At 45.4% G+C, this 21,101-nt stretch carries 20 protein-coding genes; 10 read left to right on the forward strand and 10 right to left on the reverse strand.

Annotation, left to right across the window (positions count from 1 at the left end):
* Positions 1-29: 29 nt before the first annotated feature.
* From AC1DCV_RS26290 to AC1DCV_RS26305, 4 genes are read right to left on the reverse strand one after another with little or no spacing between them, the layout of a single operon-like run.
* Positions 30-620 carry a TetR/AcrR family transcriptional regulator gene (locus AC1DCV_RS26290; RefSeq protein WP_477025962.1) on the reverse strand — a complete coding sequence of 197 codons (591 nt, stop codon included), beginning with the start codon at positions 618-620 and terminating at the stop codon, positions 30-32.
* 51 nt (positions 621-671) lie between these two features.
* Entirely contained in the window at positions 672-1,376 is a 705-nt protein-coding gene (locus AC1DCV_RS26295) for a LytR/AlgR family response regulator transcription factor (RefSeq protein ID WP_477025963.1), read from the reverse strand.
* A 32-nt stretch (positions 1,377-1,408) separates the two neighbouring features.
* Positions 1,409-2,596, reverse strand: coding sequence for a DUF4407 domain-containing protein (locus tag AC1DCV_RS26300; protein WP_477025964.1), 1,188 nt, complete (start codon positions 2,594-2,596; stop codon positions 1,409-1,411).
* 4 nt (positions 2,597-2,600) lie between these two features.
* Entirely contained in the window at positions 2,601-4,112 is a 1,512-nt protein-coding gene (locus AC1DCV_RS26305; protein ID WP_477025965.1) for a sensor histidine kinase, read from the reverse strand.
* Between the two features lie 138 nt (positions 4,113-4,250).
* Between AC1DCV_RS26305 and AC1DCV_RS26310 the strand changes: the two genes are divergently transcribed.
* Genes AC1DCV_RS26310 through AC1DCV_RS26320 form a run of 3 tightly spaced genes read left to right on the forward strand, consistent with a single transcriptional unit; the run spans position 4,251 to position 7,100 of the window.
* On the forward strand, positions 4,251-4,661 hold the full coding sequence (locus AC1DCV_RS26310; protein ID WP_477025966.1) for a Dabb family protein: 411 nt from the start codon (positions 4,251-4,253) through the stop codon (positions 4,659-4,661).
* 9 nt (positions 4,662-4,670) lie between these two features.
* Entirely contained in the window at positions 4,671-5,159 is a 489-nt protein-coding gene (locus AC1DCV_RS26315; RefSeq protein WP_477025967.1) for a DinB family protein, read from the forward strand.
* Between the two features lie 9 nt (positions 5,160-5,168).
* Positions 5,169-7,100: a gamma-glutamyltransferase family protein gene (locus tag AC1DCV_RS26320; RefSeq protein ID WP_477025968.1), complete on the forward strand. Its 1,932-nt coding sequence runs from the start codon at positions 5,169-5,171 to the stop codon at positions 7,098-7,100.
* An 11-nt stretch (positions 7,101-7,111) separates the two neighbouring features.
* Here the strand turns inward: AC1DCV_RS26320 and AC1DCV_RS26325 are convergent, their stop codons facing one another.
* Positions 7,112-7,825, reverse strand: a complete 714-nt coding sequence (locus tag AC1DCV_RS26325; RefSeq protein WP_477025969.1) for a hypothetical protein — start codon at positions 7,823-7,825, stop codon at positions 7,112-7,114.
* A gap of 136 nt (positions 7,826-7,961) precedes the next feature.
* Here AC1DCV_RS26325 and AC1DCV_RS26330 point away from each other — a divergent pair, with 136 nt between their 5' ends.
* Complete coding sequence (locus tag AC1DCV_RS26330) at positions 7,962-9,035, forward strand: saccharopine dehydrogenase family protein (RefSeq protein ID WP_477025970.1); 1,074 nt, start codon at positions 7,962-7,964, stop codon at positions 9,033-9,035.
* A 47-nt stretch (positions 9,036-9,082) separates the two neighbouring features.
* Here AC1DCV_RS26330 and AC1DCV_RS26335 read toward each other — a convergent pair whose 3' ends face one another.
* Together AC1DCV_RS26335 and AC1DCV_RS26340 are read right to left on the reverse strand one after the other, a co-directional pair.
* Positions 9,083-9,730, reverse strand: coding sequence for a hypothetical protein (locus tag AC1DCV_RS26335; RefSeq protein ID WP_477025971.1), 648 nt, complete (start codon positions 9,728-9,730; stop codon positions 9,083-9,085).
* An 81-nt stretch (positions 9,731-9,811) separates the two neighbouring features.
* Positions 9,812-10,198 carry a winged helix-turn-helix transcriptional regulator gene (locus tag AC1DCV_RS26340; RefSeq protein WP_477025972.1) on the reverse strand — a complete coding sequence of 129 codons (387 nt, stop codon included), beginning with the start codon at positions 10,196-10,198 and terminating at the stop codon, positions 9,812-9,814.
* Between the two features lie 138 nt (positions 10,199-10,336).
* Here AC1DCV_RS26340 and AC1DCV_RS26345 point away from each other — a divergent pair, with 138 nt between their 5' ends.
* The gene (locus tag AC1DCV_RS26345) at positions 10,337-10,663 is read left to right on the forward strand and encodes an antibiotic biosynthesis monooxygenase family protein (RefSeq protein WP_477025973.1); all 327 of its coding nucleotides are present in this window, start codon (positions 10,337-10,339) and stop codon (positions 10,661-10,663) included.
* A gap of 37 nt (positions 10,664-10,700) precedes the next feature.
* On the opposite strand, the gene AC1DCV_RS26350 is transcribed toward AC1DCV_RS26345, so the two are convergent.
* The 3 genes from AC1DCV_RS26350 to AC1DCV_RS26360 all read right to left on the reverse strand — a co-directional run bounded on the left by AC1DCV_RS26350 (position 10,701) and on the right by AC1DCV_RS26360 (position 12,606).
* Entirely contained in the window at positions 10,701-11,216 is a 516-nt protein-coding gene (locus AC1DCV_RS26350) for a hypothetical protein (RefSeq protein ID WP_477025974.1), read from the reverse strand.
* 10 nt (positions 11,217-11,226) lie between these two features.
* Positions 11,227-11,718 carry a DUF4240 domain-containing protein gene (locus AC1DCV_RS26355; RefSeq protein ID WP_477025975.1) on the reverse strand — a complete coding sequence of 164 codons (492 nt, stop codon included), beginning with the start codon at positions 11,716-11,718 and terminating at the stop codon, positions 11,227-11,229.
* A 75-nt stretch (positions 11,719-11,793) separates the two neighbouring features.
* Entirely contained in the window at positions 11,794-12,606 is an 813-nt protein-coding gene (locus tag AC1DCV_RS26360) for an ATP-grasp domain-containing protein (protein ID WP_477025976.1), read from the reverse strand.
* A 142-nt stretch (positions 12,607-12,748) separates the two neighbouring features.
* Between AC1DCV_RS26360 and AC1DCV_RS26365 the strand changes: the two genes are divergently transcribed.
* From AC1DCV_RS26365 to AC1DCV_RS26385, 5 genes are all read left to right on the forward strand, one after another.
* Positions 12,749-13,348, forward strand: a complete 600-nt coding sequence (locus AC1DCV_RS26365) for an RNA polymerase sigma factor (RefSeq protein WP_477025977.1) — start codon at positions 12,749-12,751, stop codon at positions 13,346-13,348.
* Between the two features lie 91 nt (positions 13,349-13,439).
* On the forward strand, positions 13,440-14,618 hold the full coding sequence (locus tag AC1DCV_RS26370) for a FecR family protein (protein WP_477025978.1): 1,179 nt from the start codon (positions 13,440-13,442) through the stop codon (positions 14,616-14,618).
* A 253-nt stretch (positions 14,619-14,871) separates the two neighbouring features.
* A complete protein-coding gene (locus AC1DCV_RS26375) occupies positions 14,872-18,147 on the forward strand; it encodes a SusC/RagA family TonB-linked outer membrane protein (protein WP_477025979.1) in 3,276 nt (1,091 codons plus the stop codon).
* A gap of 27 nt (positions 18,148-18,174) precedes the next feature.
* Positions 18,175-19,818 (forward strand): SusD/RagB family nutrient-binding outer membrane lipoprotein, encoded by a 1,644-nt coding sequence (locus tag AC1DCV_RS26380; protein WP_477025980.1) that lies wholly within the window; start codon positions 18,175-18,177, stop codon positions 19,816-19,818.
* 166 nt (positions 19,819-19,984) lie between these two features.
* Complete coding sequence (locus AC1DCV_RS26385; protein WP_477025981.1) at positions 19,985-20,947, forward strand: endo-beta-N-acetylglucosaminidase H; 963 nt, start codon at positions 19,985-19,987, stop codon at positions 20,945-20,947.
* Positions 20,948-21,101: the final 154 nt, after the last annotated feature.

Consider the following 21,101-nt stretch of genomic DNA (forward strand, 5'->3'; position numbering starts at 1 on the left):
CGATTGGTTTATTTTTAACAATAAAAAAATCAAAGCATATGTTGTTTCATTTCTTCCCTTAAAGCGTCCAGTATTACCAGCATTTGTTTGTTATGCCCCAGCACACTACTCACCAGGATAGCTCCTTCCAGCATTGTAAACATGCGGACGGCGAACTGTTTTTCGTCCCAGTCAGGTTTAAATTCTCCGTTATCCTTCCCGTACTGCACCATTTTTGCAATGCGCGACTCATAATATAAAATGAGTTCACTTACTTTCTTTTTCAGGCCGGGATTGGTATCATCTGCTTCCACGCCGAAATTGAGCATAGGACAGCCGCCTGCCACCCGCTGGTTTTTCGGAAACGTGGCATAGTAGTCGAAGAGGGCTTCAAATTTTCCAACCGAAGTGCTGGCGGTGGCGGTAATTTTCATCAGTTGCTGCCGTTCGGCTTCTGCGATGTAGTCAAACACTTCCATCACAATTTCCTCTTTGGAGGTAAAATTGCCATACACGCCGCCTTTAGCCAACCTGGTTGCTTTCAGAATATCACTGATAGAAGTGCCCGCCACCCCTTTTCTATTGAAAATAGGCGCCGCTTGTTCAATGATAAATTGTCTCGTTCTTTCTGCTTTTCCCATGGCATCACCAAATTAGACCAATTGGTCCAATTCAGCAAAAAAAAGTTGGGTTTACAGGTTCAGGATACGTTCGATTGCCGGCGCATAAGCAGCACCAATGGGAATAGGGATGTTTTTGATGTAAAGAGAACTCCGGTCGGCCCGCTCTATTTTATTATTGGCTACAATATAGGAGCGGTGCACCCGTGTAAAAGAAGCAATGGGTAACAGGTCAACAGCTTCCTGCATAGATAAACGGGAAATCAGTTTGCGGTCAGTGAGAATAAAATTGACATAATTACCGGCGCTTTCCAGGTAAAGGATATCATCTAGTACAATACGGAATTGTTCATACCCGCTTTTCACAAAAATGTAATCCGGCTGGTCCTTATTTACCGGCGTACCATTTTGTTGTTTCAGCTGCAACAGGTTATTGGCTTTATTGCAGGCCTTCATAAAACGTATGAGGGAAAAGGGTTTCAGCAGGTAGTCGATCGCATCCAGCTCAAAACTTTTCACCGCATGTTCTGAATAGGCAGTAGTAAAGACAGTCATTGGTGGATAGGGCAGACTGGACAAAAAGTCCAGTCCTGAAATATCCGGCATTTTGATATCGAGAAAAAGCAGGTCTACTTTTTCTTTGCTCAAAAAATCGATGGCATCAAAAGCATTGGTAAAAAATCCTTTCATTTCCAGAAAGGGTACCATGGCGGCATGGTTTTTAATAACAGCCAGCGCCACCGGTTCATCATCTATAGCAATAGCAGTCAGCTTCATATGGCTATTTTACGTATTAGCAAGATAGGGATTTACATAATTTTCCCGAGTAACAATTTTTTAGCCTGTTGCCAGAGATGCTGGTACTGGCTATGTTCCCGGTTACGCCACTCTTTTACCAGGGCTTCGGCCTGTTCTTTCCGGATATCCCGGGTCGCTTCAAACAGGTGATCTACTGTTTCCTTATCAGCCTGCAGTGCGGCAGCCTGATAGTGTTCCTGTAGTTCCTTCCCGGCTTCTGTTTCCAGTTGCGCGGACGCTACTCCCTGTGCAGTAGCGGCAGCCAGCTTCTCATCATATTCTCCTTTGGGCATCAGGATTTTGCTGAGCAGGGGCATTACTTCAATGAGGGTGATGATAAATACAATCAACCGGTAACGTTGTTTTACCGGTGGATGTGTTTCTGTCAGTTCATGCAGCGCTTCAATCTGCGCCAGGAATCCGTTGGTCAGCGTGCTCAGATAAACCGTTTCTTTGAGACTATCCACACTGTGCATTTTCGCTATCTGTGCCTGCAGTTGTTGCTGTTGCGGCTCCCAGCTTCGCTGCAATGTTTGCAGTTCTTCTTCTGATTTGAGGTAGGCCGACTTCTTCACCCGGGCAATATCCGACTCCCCTATTCTACCGGAGCCGCCGGTACCATCTGTTTCTTTGATATAGCCGTCTTTGTATACTTTCAGCTCTGCCGCTTTCTGCGCCAGTTGTGCCTTACCCTGGTCTATGGATTGCTGCAGAGTAGCCAGTTGTCCGGCGTTGAGCTTCACCAGTTGTTCCCGGTAGGCATCGAGTTTGGTTTGTTTACTCAGCTCCAGCTGTGCATCAATGTCTTTCTTAAATAACATTAAAACAACGGGTTGTGATATAAATAAACCTATAGTAACAGCAAGGACTAAACGAAAAATAACCGGCATTACTTTAATGTTCCCATTGGTGCGTGACATGGCAGCAATAAGCGTACGGTCAATGGATAAAATAGCGAAGCCAAAAAACAGGGCCAGCCCGGCTACTACCATGTCATCATTCACGATAGTAGAAAAGAAATACCCCCAGGCCAGGGTAGCAAACATCCAGGTAACGAGTACTGATATTCCAATGATGCGGTATCTTTCTTTTTCCGTTCTGCAATCCTTTAATATATCCGCATCCGCAGCGGCCAGCCACCATAAAAAGCGGGTCATGCCATCCGGCGCGGGTGCGGTGATTTCTTCTTCTTTCTTCATCTTCTTATTTATTAACATCGATGGTAAGGTGGATAAAAAATTCCGTAGCGGTTTGACGGATACTTAATTCATGTAGTTGTGGATATAATAACGCTAATCTTTCTTTTACATTGTTCAAACCTATTCCCATTCCTTCACGTTCCGGATCATTTTCCGGACGGGGGTGCACACTGTTATACACATCAAAGAAAATTTGTTCTGCCGTACAGCTCAGGGAAATCACGATACGGGAGCGGTGTCTTAAACTAATCCCGTGTTTAAACGCATTTTCCACAAAGGGGATCAGCAACATAGGCGCTATTTCATGCTGGCACTGGCTTTCATCTATATTTACTTCTATTAAAATATCAGGAGATGATAATACGCGCAGCCGTTGCAAAGCAATATAGTTCTGTAAATAGGCAACTTCCTTATCCAGTGGTATCTTTTCCTGGTGATTGTCATGCAGCATAAAGCGCATCATATCGCCCAGTTTCTGAATACCTTCACTGGTACGCGCAGCTTCTTCCTGCAATGCAGTACCATACAGGGTATTGAGGGCATTGAATAAAAAGTGCGGATTGATCTGGGAGCGTAAAAAGTCCAGGTCAGCAGCAGAACGGCCCAAAGCCTTTTTGAGGGTAACCACAGTTTGCTGATGCTTTTTGCCGGACCGGGACAAAAACCAGCAGAGCGGCGTTACCAACATCACCGATATCCACGCACCGATTAATCCTATTGCTGCAAACCACTGTCCATCCCGGTGGCCCAGCGCCCTTGTTATTAAAGCCATCAGCACGTTACAACTGATAATGGTAATGGCAATATCCCTTATCAGCAGCGTTTTGTTGTGGTGCGTTTCCATAAAAGCGGGAAACACGCGGTAACGCAAAATGAAGAAAACCGCAATCTGGGAGGGACCAAAGAAGAGTATCATCAGTGCCATATCCCTGGAATCGCCGAAAGACAGGCAGAAAAGTACCACAAACAAGCTGCTGGCCCAGAAGATCTCCGTCATCATTTGCCGGAAAGTCATATCTGTATTGAACCGGGTATACAGCATCTCATAAAATGCCTTTTTGAGAAAATAATATACCACATACGTGAGCGAAGAAAAAACCGTGGTAATAAAGGCTGACTTCACAAAATGCATATGCGCCCCCCTTACCGTATCATATACCCCAAACAGGTAACCATTGTAATAAGAGTTACACACGATAGCGATTAAGAAATACAATACCACCAAAGGCAATAGCAGCAGCACTCCTCCTATCCAGCGCTCCTTCTCCAGGAATTCCGGGACGATGACAAAATTCACCAACAGAAAAGACACATAGGTCATGGCCATCTGTCCCATAACAGGCAACAAAAAATGGATGTAGTAGTCGAACACCTGGTGGTACCTGACGAACTTCGTTCCATAGGTATCCTGCAGCTCAAAAACGTTGTATATCAGGCTGGGATACAACACTGAAAACAAGAGCAACAAAAAAATACCGGTGACGATGCCGAATTCAATTTTCCGAAATTGATTCATAAGGGAGCAATATTTACAGCAATATTAGGAATTGCAGCTTTCCACCTGCGCAAAATGGGATGAAAGTACCTGAATACGGTATGAAAGCTATAATAAATCGCAGATCTTTATTATTTTCAACGCCTCAACAGGCCAATTATGAGCACTTCAAACAGACGTACATTTTTAGGAACCGCCGCAGCGCTGGCCGCAGGTACTGCCGCTGCAGCAGCAATCCCCGCTACAAATATGGAAAAAAAATACCCGATCGTACATCATGTGTTCTTCTGGCTGAAGAACCCGGATTCTATTGAAGACCGTGATAAGCTGATAGCTGGTGTAAAAACCCTGGTTAAGATCGAAACCGTACGAGACCTGCGTGTAGGCGTGGTAGCGAGTACAGAAAAACGTGAAGTAGTAGACACCAGCTGGGCGGTATCTGAGCTTATCTTTTTCAGTGACCTCGCCGGGCAGGCTACCTACCAGGATCATCCTATCCACCTGGAGTTTATCAAAAACTGCAGTCATCTGTGGGAGAAAGTAGTAGTATATGATGCAGTAGCAGTATAAACAATCACTATGGCCACTGAATACTGGATGAGCGGGCCGGTAGATAATATACCGGCATTACTCCAGCCCGTAGCCCATGCATTATTGCAGGCTAACCTGGAAATAAATGATTTAATGCAGGATTTCCCGGAAGCGCGATTGTGGGAAAGGCCAGGCGGCGTAGCCTCTCCGGGCTATCACCTGCAGCATATCAGCGGTGTGATGGACCGACTGCTGACCTATGCCCGCGCGGAGCCGCTGACACAGGAACAGTTTACCTACCTCAGCGAGGAAGGCAAGCCAGGTAAACGCTTACAGGAATTACTGGATCTTTTCAATACGCAAACGCACAAAGCGCTGATGCAATTATCTGTTACACCGGAAGATACCCTCACTGATTTCCGGGGTGTAGGCAGAAAACAACTACCGAGTACCGTACTCGGACTATTATTTCATGCAGCAGAGCATACGATGCGACATACCGGACAGCTGCTGGTGACGGTGAAAATAATACTTTAAATTAGTCCTATGAAACGCTTACTATTTCTCGCACTGGTTTCCGGTATTTTCTCCGGGATACAGGCCCAGCAAACGCAGAAACCTCCTTTGCATGGTAAAAACTGGATGGCCGTTACCGGTAAACCATTGGCTGCCACCGCCGGCGCCATGATCTTCCAGAAAAACGGTAACGCCGTTGATGCCGCCTGCGCAATGCTGGCTGCTACCTGCACCATGTGGGATGTATTAAGCTGGGGCGGTGAAACACAAGCCCTCATCTATAATCCTAAAACCGGGAAAGTTATTGCCATCAACGCCCTGGGCGTAGCACCTACCGGCGCCACCCCTGCTTTTTATAAAGGCAAAGGCTATGATTTTCCACCTGAATACGGTCCGCTCGCCGCTGTAACACCCGGAACCGCCGGAGGACTTTGTTACATGCTGGCAGAATATGGTACCCTCAGTTTAAAGGAGGTGCTGGCACCCGCCATAGAAATGGCTGCCGGCTATCCGATAGAAGCACAAACCGCCAACAGTATAGAACGCGGTAAAAAATATATTAAAGAATGGCCTTACAGTAAAGCCGTTTTCCTCACCCATCCTGGTGAAAAAAGAGAGGCACCTGAAGCCGGTGAAATTTTTGTGCAAAAAGACCTGCTCGCCACGCTCACCAAAATGGTGGAAGCAGAACAGGCGGCACTGCGCAACCACAAAAGCCGCAAAGAAGCCATCATGGCAGCCTATGACCGTTTCTACAAAGGGGATATCGCCAAAGAATTTGTACGCGGCTGCCAGGAACAGGGTGGATTAATTACGATGGAAGACCTGGCAAAATGGAAGCCGGTAGAAGAAGAACCACTGCACGTAAATTACAAAGGCATAGAAGTATATAAACTCCAGGAATGGACACAGGGTCCGATGTTGCTGCAAAGTCTCAATATCCTGGAAAATTTTGACCTGAAAGCCATGGGATATAATTCTACCAGCTATATCCATACGCTTTATCAAACGATGAACCTCACCTTTGCTGATCGTGATTTTTATTACGGTGATCCGGCTTTTAACACCCATCCGGCCATTAAAGGATTGCTGAGTAAAGACTACGCAAAGGCGAGAGCCAAACAAATTAATCTTACACAAAACGATGCTGCTGTGGGTCCCGGTGATCCTTATCCTTATATGGGCAAAACCAACCCCTACCTGCATTTCCTGCAAGAACGCCAGCAGCTCACAGACACCACCAGCGGACGTAAGCCAGGTGGTTTTGTACCTAAACATGACGCCACTACGTTTTTACCAGCTGCTGATCTGAATCATTTATACGCTGATAACACTACCGACAGTGCTTATATGGACCGGCTCTGGAGAGGCACTACCAGCGTGGAAGCTGCCGACAAAGATGGATGGGTAGTATCTATTACACCCAGCGGTGGCTGGCTGCCCGCCTGCATTGCCGGCAAAACCGGTGTAGGCATGAGTCAGCGGGCTCAAAGCTTTGTACTGGATTCTGCTCTCTGCCCTTTCAATGTGATTGCACCGGGTAAACGCCCAAGGGTAACACTCACACCGTCTATGGCATTGAAAGAAGGAAAACCTTTTCTTTGCTTTGGCGTGCAGGGCGGTGATACACAGGATCAGAACCTGTTACAGTTTTTCCTGAACGTAGTAGAATTTGGGATGACCGTACAACAGGCCACAGAAGCGGCTAACATTAATACCAACCAGTTGTGGTTATCGCTGGGTGGTACTACAATAAAAGACAGAGAACCCCGTCCGGGAAGTATCCTTCTCAACAATAACACAACGGAGAAAACGCGTAACGCCCTGGAGCAGATGGGTTATCATCTTAGCTTCGGAGAGCGTACCAGCGGGCCGGTAAATGCGATTTACATAGATCGGGTACATGGCAGCTTATGGGGCGGCAGCAGTAATCACGGAGAAGATTACGGGATAGGGTGGTAATAAATTATTTTTTATTGCCCATCTCTGCTCCATACTTCATGAATAGGTGCTCCTTTGGAGCTGAGGCCGCTATGATCCCAGTCCTTGCCGGTTACTTTCCCTTTAAAGGAAAGCACGGCGCCTACCCGTGAACTATCGCGGGAGAAGAATTCTATTTTTTCTGTGTAGGTATCATTTTCAAAAGTATAGCTACCGCCACCCGAGCCAAAAAATTCGCCTGAGTCGAGGTTGATGGCTATCCATTGGAAGCGGGTGCCTGTCAGGATTTTAAATGTTTGTCTGGGGCCGTTGGGAATGGGATTCATTTTCCCCTCATTTTCCCGTGCGGTGATCTGCCAGTTGCCAGCCAGCGCGCCGGTGCCATCATCCAGTCGGGTCCACTCTTGTTTACCACCGCCGGCAGTGCCGGTTACCAGGTGCTCATTTTCCATTCCCACTGGTATATCTGCACTTTTTCCTGCCTGAGAAGGATTGGCTGTATTATAATAAACAGTCACCGTCACCAGGTTTCCGCCTGCTGTGCCGGCATCTTTCCAGGTACCACCATAACTGGCAACAAAATTCTTTGTGCCGTAATCGGTCACGGTAAACCAGGTAGGTGTAATCAGTAATACACTGGTGACTTCACCGGACACAGATTTCCAGGCCCCTACTGCCGGATTTTGTGCTTTCACTATACCAAGGAAAGAAAGGAATAACGTGAAAAATATCAGGAGTCTTTTCATAACATAGGTTTTTGTTCTATAAGATAATGTATCCACAGGAGAAAGGAAAGCTTTTTCCTGTTGCCTGCGCATGAAAATTAGCAGTTATTTCTTTAGGATCAGTGCGTTTACATCGCGTTTCTTCGTACTTTCCGGCATGCAACAAAATTCTTTCCTGCTCTATGGCGCCAATGGCTATACTGGTGAACTGATTGCCAGATATGCTGCCCAGTATCAACTTCAGCCTGTTCTTGCAGGCAGAAATGAAGTGGCGTTGCGTGCACTGGCATCCCGGCTGCAGTTACCCTACAAGGTAATTTCGCTGGAAGATACTGCTGCATTAGTGCAGGCATTGAAAGAAGTAAAATTTGTGATTCATGCTGCCGGACCGTTCCACTTAACGGCGCAACCCATGGTAGAAGCCTGTATACAGGCAGGTGCGCATTACCTGGATATCAACGGGGACATTACTGTTTTTGAAATGCTGCAGCAATATGATCAGGCGGCTAAAAACGCGGGGATTATGGTTTTGCCTGGTGCTGGCTTTGATGTGGTGCCTACAGACTGCATAGCAGTGTTATTAAAAACATTATTACCTGATGCCAGTGATCTGAAACTTGCCTTTGCTACCACCGGTGGTGGTGTGTCTCACGGCACGGCGATGTCCATGGCGTATAAATTAGGCGAAGGTGGGGCAGTGAGAAGAGCAGGACGGATCGTGCGTACGGCGCTTGGTCATCATGGGCGGTGGATAGACTTTGGGCCTAAAAAACTTTTCACCATGAGTATTCCATGGGGAGATGTGGCCACCGCGTATTTCAGTACCGGTATTCCAAATATTACCGCTTACACCGGGATCCCTTTAAATGTATATCGTTTACTGAAATTGCAGGGTTTATTTAACTGGTTGTTACGCACAACTATTGTCCGGAATTTTATTAAAAAGAAAATCGGTCAACGGCCTTCCGGTCCTACAGATGAAATGCGCAGCAATGCTTACAGCCTGGTATGGGGCGAGGTATACAATACTGCCGGCAGAAAAGCCACCGTGAGATTAAAGAGTCCGGATGGATACACGCTTACGATGTACAGTTGTTTGCTGATGGCACAAAAAATCTGCAACGGTGAGTGGAAGGTGGGATATCAAACACCCGGCACTGCCTACGGTGCGGAGTTTGTGATGGAAATACCGGGTGTAGAACGGGAAATAATGATGGCGAATCATGCTTAATCACCGGCGTTATGCCCATATACAAACGCTACTGTATTGTAGGTTATCTACCGGTAAAACTTATCATGAAATTTTTGTGCCTGTTCCAGAGAAAAGGAATCAGTGATTAAACTATCCAATGTATGAATTGCTGTGCTCACGCCATTCAACTGAAAATCAGATGGCGGCTCTTCCCAGGAAATCTTTTTCAATGAACTGATGAACGCTTTTTTCTGTGAAAGATGGAATGGTGTGTTCTTCCACGGCTGCTGCAACTCATATTCCGCATAGGCCTCAATCCGCCAGTACATATGTCCGAAATAGGTTCCTCCAAGTGCCTTAAAGGCTTCAAGACTGTTCACTGCACGCATGATCTGAATTAGCCGGATTCTTGCTTCCTGCAACGGTGCTATTCCATTTTGCTGACGAAGGAAATAAGCGTAAAAACGGTAAAATTCGTCCTGTCCCGCTTCTGAGGAAAATCGTGATGAAGCAAAAGTACTGCTGTCGGGAGGAGGATAAACGGATAACCCGAATGCCGGTTGTTCTTTACGCAGGGTATCCAGGTATCCGGCAGTTACAAATATGGTGTCGTTTGCATCCGGTTCGTAGATCACCGGGGCAATGGCTACTAAAGATTCCCGGGGCGCCGGCCGCTGAGATACGCGCGTCTGGCAACCGAAGATGAATAGGAGACAACAAATGTATCTTGTCATAAGTAAGTTAAAGATACCTTTTCCCTCAGTAAGAGGATGATCATATGTCACGCGATGACCTGCAATTCCAACACACTACGACTACTTATATAAATGCTGATCCTGCACATAATCGATGCCATTTGTTTTTAAATAGGCAATTCCCCATTCACTTGTAAACTCGTACAATGGCGCCAGACTTTTTCCGGCAGCAGCCAAAGCGTATTCTACTCTATATGGCTTTTTTGACAGCACTTTTTTTTCGATGAGCAGGTCTCTTTCCAGTTCTTTCAATTGCTGGCTGAGCATTTTTTCGGAAACGCCCGGGAGGTTATCCCTGATTTCCGCATAACTTTTTTTGTCGAAGTGGTGAAGCTGGGAAAGGATGAGCAGTTTCCATTTGCCTCCAATAAAACCCAGGGTAACATCCACGGGGCAGGTATATACTTTATTGTTGAGTGTGATCATGAGCAGGTCGTGAAATGACACTACAAGTTAACAAGTTTTAGTGTTCCCACCCTACTTTTTGGTAAGGTATTTCCGGGCCAAAAGCAGGATCCTACATTTGTATTCATGGGAAAGATGTATTATTCCCATCTCACAAAAAAATGCAAAAACTTAACAACGATGAGTGCGAACAAAAATTACACAGTAGAAATTATCAGGTACAACATCCCGGAAAACGAGCGACAAAATTTTGAAACGGCCTACCTGGCTGCAGGTAAGCTGTTGCAGGCTTCACCTTATTGTCTTGCTTACGAGGTAATACATGGAATAGAAGAACCTCAGCATTACATTGTTACTATTCATTGGACATCCAAGGAGGATCATATGAATGGGTTTCGTAAGGAGGCGGAGTTCCCTCCTTTCTTTGAGCTGGTAAAACCGTTTTACAATAGTATTGAAGAAATGAAACACTACGAAGTAACCAACAATCAATGGCAGCGGTCATAAATACTACGGGGCATGGTGCAGGGAAATCCTATTGCCCTTATGCGTCTTCGAGCGCACGTTTCATGATATTCAGATAACCTATATGCTGTTCTGCGTATGACAAGCTTTCCGATAACAAAGCCCAGGCAATTTGACGTTCTAAAGCAATGCTGATAATGGGTTTTGTTTCTGCATCCATCACACCTTCATCTACCAGTTGACCAAATCCTGTGGCAATGACGGCTGCGTCCAGTGCAAAAATAGAATGCCGGTAATCATATGCCGGATCTTCCATTAAATGCTTCATCAAATCCCTGTCGAGCAGGTCTTCATTGTATGCGTTGATTTCCATTTTCCCCACTGTTTCCATCACCCATTTCAAACAGTCTATTAGCGGGACATCCGTGTTGGTTTTACGCCAAAGCCGGAATTTCACTAACGCCTGTTCCCCTTCATCGGAGCCAAAAGGAGCCAGTCCATCTAAATCATCCCAGAAAAAATCTTCCGGAATCAATTCGATAGCCCGTGGATGCGCATGATCTTTATCAATACCATATATTTCCTCTTCGTCCATATATTTTATTTTATTCATTTTCCCACCCCCGCGCGTTTGAACAGGTTTCGGTACAATGCACAGTAAATCTTTCAAATTCTTCGCCAAATAATTCCTTATATACCATATACCCAATAAAACCTACAATTTCTGCTTCTGCATCGCACGTGGCTTTGGATGGATTCTCCTCAATCATTTCATAATATGCCCTGCCCATCCCTACAATAAAACATCTGCAATAAAGAAACCCATCATCAGAGCCATCAGTATATCTATGAATATCTTCCCGGTCTATCCGGAATAACATTTCTTCCATGATATGATTAAAGGCGGTCAGTTCTTCCTTATTCAGTCCCAACAACAAATCCCTGATATTATTGGTAACGGGACCATACACCTCACCAGTCAGATCCTCTATCAATGCAGCATCGTTGGTTTTCAACGCAGTGTTCCGCATTTCAAGTAAAGCAGGCGAGGCTGCCCAGGCATCTTCGATAATATGCCAGAATTTGAATTCATTCATAAGGTAGCAGTTAGTGTTATGAGTGTAAGATATGCATACGAAACGCAGTGTAAATGCGTAGTGATTAAACGCGTACTATTGGGAAATATTTACAAACCAGGCCGATACTGCGGCTACAATAGCACCCACATCTGCTTTGTAAAATCCGGCTGCATTCATACATCCGCATTCTACAATGTAAAAGTCATCCCCACACAAACATATATCCATCACAAAAACAGCATGTGGTGAATATTCCAGGCAACGACTTTCAGCAAAAGCAATGACCTCTGGCGGACATCCGGCTTCTTTTGTCAGCTTAAAATAAGTACGGTACTTTGAAGCGGTGATCACCTTACCATTTACAATCCACAACCTCCATTCGTACTGTATATTATAAGGGGCAGACACAACAATAGGTGTGTCCGGAGTTAAGTTGGTATTTTCCACCATCTTCAGCTGATCATACCAGGTTTTGATTGCTGCAAAAGATTTTGTTTCTCCGGAAAAGGATTTGCTGTCATCATCAGGGCGGATGAAAAATAACTGATCCGGCGCCTCTTCCCTGCTCATCAGTGCTGCAAAAGTGGTGACTTCCGCACCATAGTTCAGCATATGCTTACCCCACTTGTTGAAATAATTTTCGATAGAAAAACGTGCTTCGTCAAAAAACAATCCGGGTTGTAATTGCTTATCGGCAGCTACCAGACTGCAAAGTGTGGTAGATCCATAAAAAATGCTCCGATGGCTGCTATCGAAAACCGGCAACGAGGACGAAAAAGGAATGATATCAATTCCCTGAAAACTTACCCCCGCTGCTTCACAGGATAGTTGTAAACTTTCCAGGTCTGTTTTACTGGTCAGGTTTCTCTGAACAACCCATTGTATTCCCGGATAGAGGCTTGACATGTGCTGAAATTACATAATTATTTTCTTAATTTAAAAACCGCCACCTGCCACATCTGCCTATATAAATTATTTTATTATTAATTTCGGGTCCCCTAAATTTACTTTGTTTATAGATTTAGTAAGGGCACATAAACCACCAACATTGTCAAATTTCTCCTTACCAGATGAACATGAGCTATTGGAACAGGTTGCCACCGGCAATGGGGACGCCTATACCATTTTGTTCCGGCATTACAGTCAGCAGGTATTTGATGTAGCCATGCTTTACCTGAAGGATAATAGTCTGGCCAGGGAAATTGTGCAGGAGGTATTTATGAAGATCTGGCTGAAAAGAGCAGACATGCACCAGGTAAAGAATTTCAAAGACTATCTCTTTATCCTTACCCGCAATCATATTTATGATGGCTTTAAAAAACAGCTGGTACGTCTGAAAGTCTATGATCTGCTTGGAAAAAACCAGCCTGCCACCCAAAACGATACGGATCACCTCCTACTCCAACGGGAGTACGATGCCATTCTCGACAAAGCTGTATCCGGGCTCCCGCCGGAACGTAAAAAAGTATATTTAGCCAGAAAACAGGGCTGGAGCAATGAAGAGATCTCCCTGCAACTGAATATTTCAGTACATACCGTTAAAAAGCAAATGAGCCTGGCCATGCACGCTGTACGCGCTTTTGTTAAAGCCCGGATGCAGAATGATATTCTCCCGCTGCTGCTGATTATCCTCACTTTACGCAAGTAATTTACCTATCGAAAAAAATATTTTTCCTCAGGATACTCCTTTTTTATTTGTCGCTCGTCTTTACCCACATCAACCTTCCTAAACTTTGTATATGTCCACGATGGAAGTGCAGTTACTGCTTGAAAAATATAAGCATGGCCGGATCAGCCAGGAGGAGCTGCAGCGTTTAAAAACGCTGGTAGCGACCAACGACTATGAGCCGGAAATCAAAGCAGATATCCTGTCTGCCTTATATGGGCAGGTACCTGATAGTGGCTGGCAAAAGGAAGATGAAGCCGTTATTCTCCAACATATTTTACAATCTGCACCCATAAAAACAACCCGCAGGATCAGGATCCTGCAATATGCTGCCGCTGCAGCACTGCTGGGCGCCATTTTTTTTGCAGGTAACCATTATTTAAAACGGTCCGCACCGGTGGCTCCTATCGCCGCCGCCACTACCGCCGCTCCGCTTGCACCAGGCAGCAATAAAGCCATGCTGGTACTCGCAGATGGCAAAACAATTCCGCTGGACAGCGCCAACATTGGTGCACTGGCAAAGCAGGGCAACACCAGCATTATGAATACCCAGCAGGGCCTCGCCTATAAAGCAGAAGGCATTCCTGCAGAAGTGGTATACAATACAGTGGTCACTCCCCGCGGAGGACAATACCAGCTGACCCTCTCCGATGGCAGTAAAGTATGGCTGAATGCCGCCAGCAGTATCCGTTTCCCTACTGCTTTTACCGGAAAAGAAAGACTGGTAGAGATAACGGGAGAAGGTTATTTCCAGATTGCCGCCAATGCGCAGCAGCCTTTCCGGGTGAAAGTGAAAGGCACTCCGGACATGGAAGTGAATGTATTAGGCACCAGCTTCAATATCATGGCCTATCCGGACGAACAAACCATTACCACTACCCTGGAAGATGGCGCCGTACAACTCGTACATGGCAGCAGTAAAAGTTTGCTGAAACCCGGATTCGGGGGCAGCCTGTCTACCGGCGATAAAGATTTTGTCATTGAAAAAGCGGACCTGGAACAAACACTGGCCTGGAAAGAAGGCAAATTCCGTTTCCGCAATACCAGCATACAAACCATCATGCGCCAGATGGCCAGATGGTACAATATAGAAGTTACCTACCAGGGTGACCTCTCAGATGTACGTTTAACAGGGATCATTTCCCGGAGAGAGAATGCCTCCTCCCTATTCAAAATTTTATCAACAACGAAACGCGTTCACTTTGATATTAACGACAACCGGATCCTGGTAAGGCCATACGATCCACAGTAACAGCTAGCTATTTGTCCACTTATGAATTCATCATTTTAAAATTATTGTAAGTTATGAAGACGTGAATAATTCCACTACCGGTTGTAAAAAAACCGGAAGCACTGCAATGCTCCCGGCGATAGATGGCAACCCAACTCCCTGAATCATTTAGAAAATTGAATTATTAAGCCAACAACACAAAAGTATGGAACTACTTGGTACCTTCAAAGTCCCCTGTAAAGGAGGGCGTATGCAAAGAAAATTACTGTTAATTATGCGATTAACTGCAATACTGACACTAGTATTCACTCTTCAGCTGAGCGCTAAAACATACTCTCAGTCTGTTACCATCAAAGGAAAGCACCTCCCGCTTTACGATGTGTTTAACAGCATTAGCCGCCAGACAGGTTATGAATTTATCTATGATGAAAAGTTACTGGAGAAGGCTGCTCCCGTAAATCTGAATATGAACCAGGCCTCCCTTACAGAGGTCCTGAATGCCTGTCTGAATACCAAATTGTTTAACTACAACATTGTAGATAAAACGATTGTCATCAGTCCCAAAGTAAAAGCCGTGGAGCTGGTTGCGGTACAGCCTATACAAGGTAAGGTAACAGATGCCAAAGGAGCCCCACTCATCGGCGTGTCTATCCAGGTAAAAGGCACCACCAAAGGTACCATGACCAATGTGGAAGGTGGTTTTACCCTGGCTGTTAATCCGGGCGATGTGTTGATTATCAGCTTCATTGGGTATGAAAGCAAACAGATAACAGTGGGCAATGACACCAATATCCAGGTAACACTGGCTATCCAGGATAGTCAGCTGGGCGCTGTAGTGGTAACGGCCCTGGGTATTAAAAGATCGGATAAATCTATTACTTATTCTACCCAGCAACTGGATGGACTGGAACTGACCAAAGCGAAAGATCCTAACCTGGTGAATACCCTGAACGGTAAAGTAGCGGGTTTAACCATCTCTTCCAGCGGTTCCGGCGTAGGTGGTTCTGCCAAAGTAATCCTGCGTGGAAATAAATCCGGCCTTGGAAGCAACCAGGCATTGTATGTCATTGATGGGGTGCCCATGAACAATACCCTTACCAATCAGCCTACCAGCGTATATGGTGGTAACCTGGCCTACGATGGCGGCGATCCGATATCCAATCTAAACCCGGAAGACATTGAAAATATTTCCGTGTTGAAAGGTGCTTCCGCCGCAGCACTGTATGGCAGCCAGGGCGCCAATGGTGTGATCATTGTTACTACTAAAAGTGGTAAAGCAGGTCGCACCCTGATTAATTTCTCTTCCGGTTTCAATATCACGCAGGCAGCGTACAAACCGGAATTCCAGGACCATTACGGTGCCACCAGTCAGGGAGCTGCACAAAGCTGGGGAAACAAGATTACCAGTGCTCCCAATAACCTCTCTCCCTTTTTCCAAAATGGCACCAACTTTACCAACGCCATCAGCTTGTCTTCCGGTTCCGAGAAAATGCAAACTTATTTCTCTTACGCCAACACATCTGCCAAAGGTATTGAAGCGGGTAATAAACTGGGACGTCATAACCTGGATTTCAAAGAAACAGGGCATTTCCTGAATGATAAACTGACTGCTTCTGCAGATATAAATTATATGACGCAGAAGATTGATAATACACCGCTTTCCGGTTTGTACTACAATCCTCTCACCGGTTTATATCTTTTCCCACGCGGCCAGGATATCAGACCATACAAAGACCAGTTTGAAAAACCAGATCCTTCCAGGAACTTTCTGAATGTACAGAACTGGCCTTTTGACGAAGATGTGCAACAGAATCCGTGGTGGATCCTTAACCGCAATACCAACAGTCTTACCCGCAACAGGATACTGGCGAATGCTAATCTGAAATACGATATCAATTCCTGGTTGAATGTACAGGCAAGAGGAAGTATCGACCGGATCGCCGATGTATACGAGCAGAAGATATATGCCAGTTCACAAAAAGCGGTAGCGCCGGCGAATGGTTTGTATAATTACAACAACAGCACTACCACGCAGCAATATGGTGATCTGATCGCCAACTTCAACATTCCAGTAAACGATTTCAAAATTACAGGCGTTGTAGGTGGTAGTATCCGCGATGTAAAGACTACTGGTGTTTTCCTGAACTCAGGACAGGATGGTTTATATATACCAAATGTTTTCACTGTTCAGAATATTAAAACCCTCAATGGCCGTAATTCCGGCACGCAACTGGAAAATCACGGACAATGGCAATCTGTTTTTGCCAGCGCCAACATCTCCTATAAAGAGTGGTTATTCCTGGATCTGACTGCGCGTAACGACTGGGCCTCCAACCTGGCGTTTACACCACAGATGTCTTACTTCTATCCTTCTGCGGGTTTGAATGTATTGCTGAGTCAACTGGTAAAGTTACCGGAGCAGATTACCTATGCCAAAATACGTGGCTCCTACGCGATAGTGGGTAATTCCCCTTTAGTTTACCAGAGTAACCCTGCACCTAATACATTGGGGACCGGTGGTACTCCCATTGTTAGTATAGCGGAGCCTTTCCGTTCCCTGAAACCGGAAAAAACAAAATCACTGGAATTAGGTACTGAATGGCGCTTTTTTGACAGCAGGCTGAGTATAGATCTCACCTACTATAAAACGAATACAACCAATCAAACCCTGCAAATTAAATCACCGACTGCTACCTTCTTTGATACCTATTTTATTAATGCAGGTAACATACAAAACCAGGGTGTGGAAGCAGTATTACGTTATGATGTATTACGTCATACCAAACTGCAATGGAACACAGGAATCAACTTTGCTACCAATGACAATAAAATCATAGAATTGTCGCCATTGTCAGACCGTTTCACTTTAAGCGGTGCTTCCGGTGCTAACTATGCTTCCCAATTTAAAGTAGGTGGTTCCTTTGGTGATATTTACGGAACTGTGTTGAAGCATGATGACCAGGGTCGTGTGATGATTGATGCAAGCGGCAAGCCTATTAAGCAGGGCGGAGATATGGTGTATCTGGGCAATGCCAATACCAAATGGCAGTTAGGATGGAATAACAATTTTGTGTTTAACAATTTCACTTTGTCATTCCTGATCGATGGTAAATTTGGTGGTAAAGTGATGTCAGTTACCCAGGCGATGATGGACTACTATGGCGTTTCAAAAGTTAGTGGTGACGCACGTGATAACGGCGGCGTTCAGGTGAATGGAGTAGATCCGACGGGTAAAGCAGTGACCACCGTGAAAGCACAGGACTGGTATTCTGTTGTTGGTGGCAGAGAAGGTGTTTCAGCAGAATATTTATACAGTGCTACTACCGTAAGATTAAGAGAAGCATCATTGGGCTATACCGTACCGGTAGCCAACTCATTCCTGAAAACACTGAAGTTTTCACTGACTGGTCGTAACCTGTTTTATTTCTCCAAGAAAGCGCCATTTGATCCTGAGCAAACCATGTCTACTGCAAACGGACTGGGGGGGGTAGATGTGTTTATGTTGCCAGCTACCCGTAGTTATGGTCTTACATTAAATGCTTCTTTCTAAAATCATTCACGCAAAAACTGACAAAAGATGAAATTTCCAAATAAAATGCATGGCTACAAATCCCGTTTATGGGTAGCAGTAGCATTGCTGGTGGCTGGCCTGAGTGCATGTACAAAAAACTTTGAAAGATACAATACCAACAATACCGGTATAACGGAAGATCAACTGGCCGCGGATTTTAACAACCTGGGCTTATATCTGAAGTCTGCCCAGATGTCTATTTACAATTTCTCCGGTGGTGGAGATCCGAACTCTTACCAGGTGCAGCAAAACCTGAATGCAGACTGTTTCTCCGGTTATTTAATGTCGCCCAATCCTTTTGGTGGCAATACCAATATGAACTACGGGCTGGTGAGTGGCTGGAATGAAGAAGCTTATAAAGTAGGTTATCTGAATATCATGTCACCTATTGCCCGACTCCGGAAAACAGGTATTGAAAAAACTTACCCGGCGGTATGGGCAGTAGCGCAAATTGTACAGGTGACAGGTATGAGCCGGGTAACAGATATCTATGGTCCTATTCCGTATAGCCATGCCGGTGAGTCCGGTACTGCTGCTTACGACAGCCAACAGGATATTTACAAACGTTTCTTCCTGGAACTGGATAGTGCCAGCAAAGCATTGCGCACCCAGATCAGCAGCGGTACTACACTGCCATTTAATTTTGGAAGCTTCGACCTGGTATACGGCGGCAACTTTACACAATGGCTGCGGTTTGCCAATTCACTTCGTTTGCGTCTGGCCATGCATATCTCCAATGTTGATAAAACAACGGCAAAAACAGAAGGTGAAAAAGCGCTGGACCCTGCGAATGGCGGCGTGCTGGCAGATAATGCAGATAACATGACTGTAAAGGTGACCGGCGATTTCACCAATCCACTGGTATTTGTTGCCCAGAACTGGGCAGACACCCGTGTGAGCGCCACCCTGCAATGCTTCCTGACCGGCTTCAACGATCCGCGTGTTGGCAAGTATATGGATAAATCAACCGATCCTGCTTTCCCACCACGGTACATTGGTATCCGCATGGGCAGCATTACCGGCGCTAACGATAAAAAAGATTATGTTGGCTACTCTTCTATTAATACCAATGATGGAGCCACACCATCTTTTAATTTAAAAACACCGGTACAGTTAATGACTGCCGCGGAAGTATATTTCCTGCGGGCAGAAGCCGCGCTTAACAGCTGGGCCAATGCCGGCGGAACAGCCCAACAATTGTATGAACAAGGTGTGAATATGTCTATGGCACAGTGGAAAGTGGACCCGGCAGGTTATCTTAACAATGATAGCAGCCGACCTGCTCCTTCTGTCGATCCCAAAAAGGTAGGAGATACCATTGTCAATCCATCTGTCATCACTATCAAATGGAATAATGGTGTAAGTGAGAACATACAACGTGAACGCATCGCCACGCAGAAATGGCTGGCCATGTTCCCGGAAGGACAGGAAGCCTGGACCGAATTCCGCCGGACAGGTTATCCTAAATTATTCAAGGTGATTCATAACAATAGTGGTGGTACCATTTCTTCGGATGTACAAATCAGGAGATTGCCTTATCCACAAAATGAATACAACACCAATCCCGGCACCGTAGCAAAAGGTGTGCAACTGCTGGGAGGCGGTGGAGATAATGGCGGTACCCGTCTCTGGTGGGATACCGGCAAATAAAATAATACCAAATTCCCCGGTGGCTGGCTACTTCGTCAGCCACCGGTTATATATCATTCAACGTTAGCCTGAGCATAGTCTCCAACATATCTGTCGTTAGACCCGTTAGCCTGGAAACCCATAACCAAAACTGAACCCGGATTATTTAAACATCTAAAATGTTGTTATGAAAACAAAATTCCACTCCTGGCGGCTGATAGCCGCAGGTACCGCCACTGCTGTAACCCTACTCTTCGCAGTTGCCTGTAAGAAAGAAAATCAAAAAAGTGTCGCCCCTGCTGATGCAAAAAATGACGGCAGAAAAGTCGGCACAGAATCTGTCACCAAAGCCGGTGGCAAGTCTGTTTGCTATGTAGAAGTAAACAGTAACAGTTTACTGAACACCGGCAAATACACCTTAACGACCGGTGGGCAACAACTGTTTGATATTGCGATCATCTTTGCCGCCAACATTAATTACAATACCACCACCCATAAGGCGGTGTTATACAACAATCCCAATGTGTCTAATGTGCTGGCTAATAAGGCGACGCAAATAGTGCCGTTACAAAACAAAGGCATGAAAGTATTGCTGTCTATTCTTGGCAATCACCAGGGCGCCGGCTTCTGCAATTTTACCAGCAGAACTTCTGCCCATGCTTTTKCACAACAGCTCAGCGACACGGTGACGTATTATGGTCTGGATGGAATTGATTTTGATGATGAGTATGCCGATTACGGCAGCAACGGCACCACACAGCCCAACGACAGTTCTTTCGTAATGCTGGTAGATGAACTGCGGAAAATAATGCCTTCCAAAATCATCTCTTTCTACTACTATGGCCCGGCTGCTTCCCGCTTATCATGGGGAGGTAAAAAAGTAGGTGATTTTGTTAACTACAGCTGGAATGCTATTTACGGCTCTTATTCTGTGCCCAATGTAGCAGGGCTGGCGAAGAGTCAATTAGCTCCTGCTGCAGTAGATATACAGAGTACCAGTCAAAGTACTGCCAACTCCCTGGCTACCCAAACAAAGAACAATGGCTATGGCGTGTACTTATGGTATAACCTCACCAGTACAGACAAGCATACCTATTTCTCCGGCGTATCCAATATACTGTATGGCAGCAGTGTAACGTATACTCCGTAAATACGGAAGTTCATAAACGAAAAAAGCCGTTTCCGATATGGAAACGGCTTTTTTCGTACTTCATTACTACTTCTCGTATACTTCTCTGGTACTTAGGACTCGTCTATCTATTACATTCCCACTATACTTCTATTACTGTTCCACCGTACTCTTA

The organism is Chitinophaga sp. 10T418 (genome assembly GCF_056394125.1).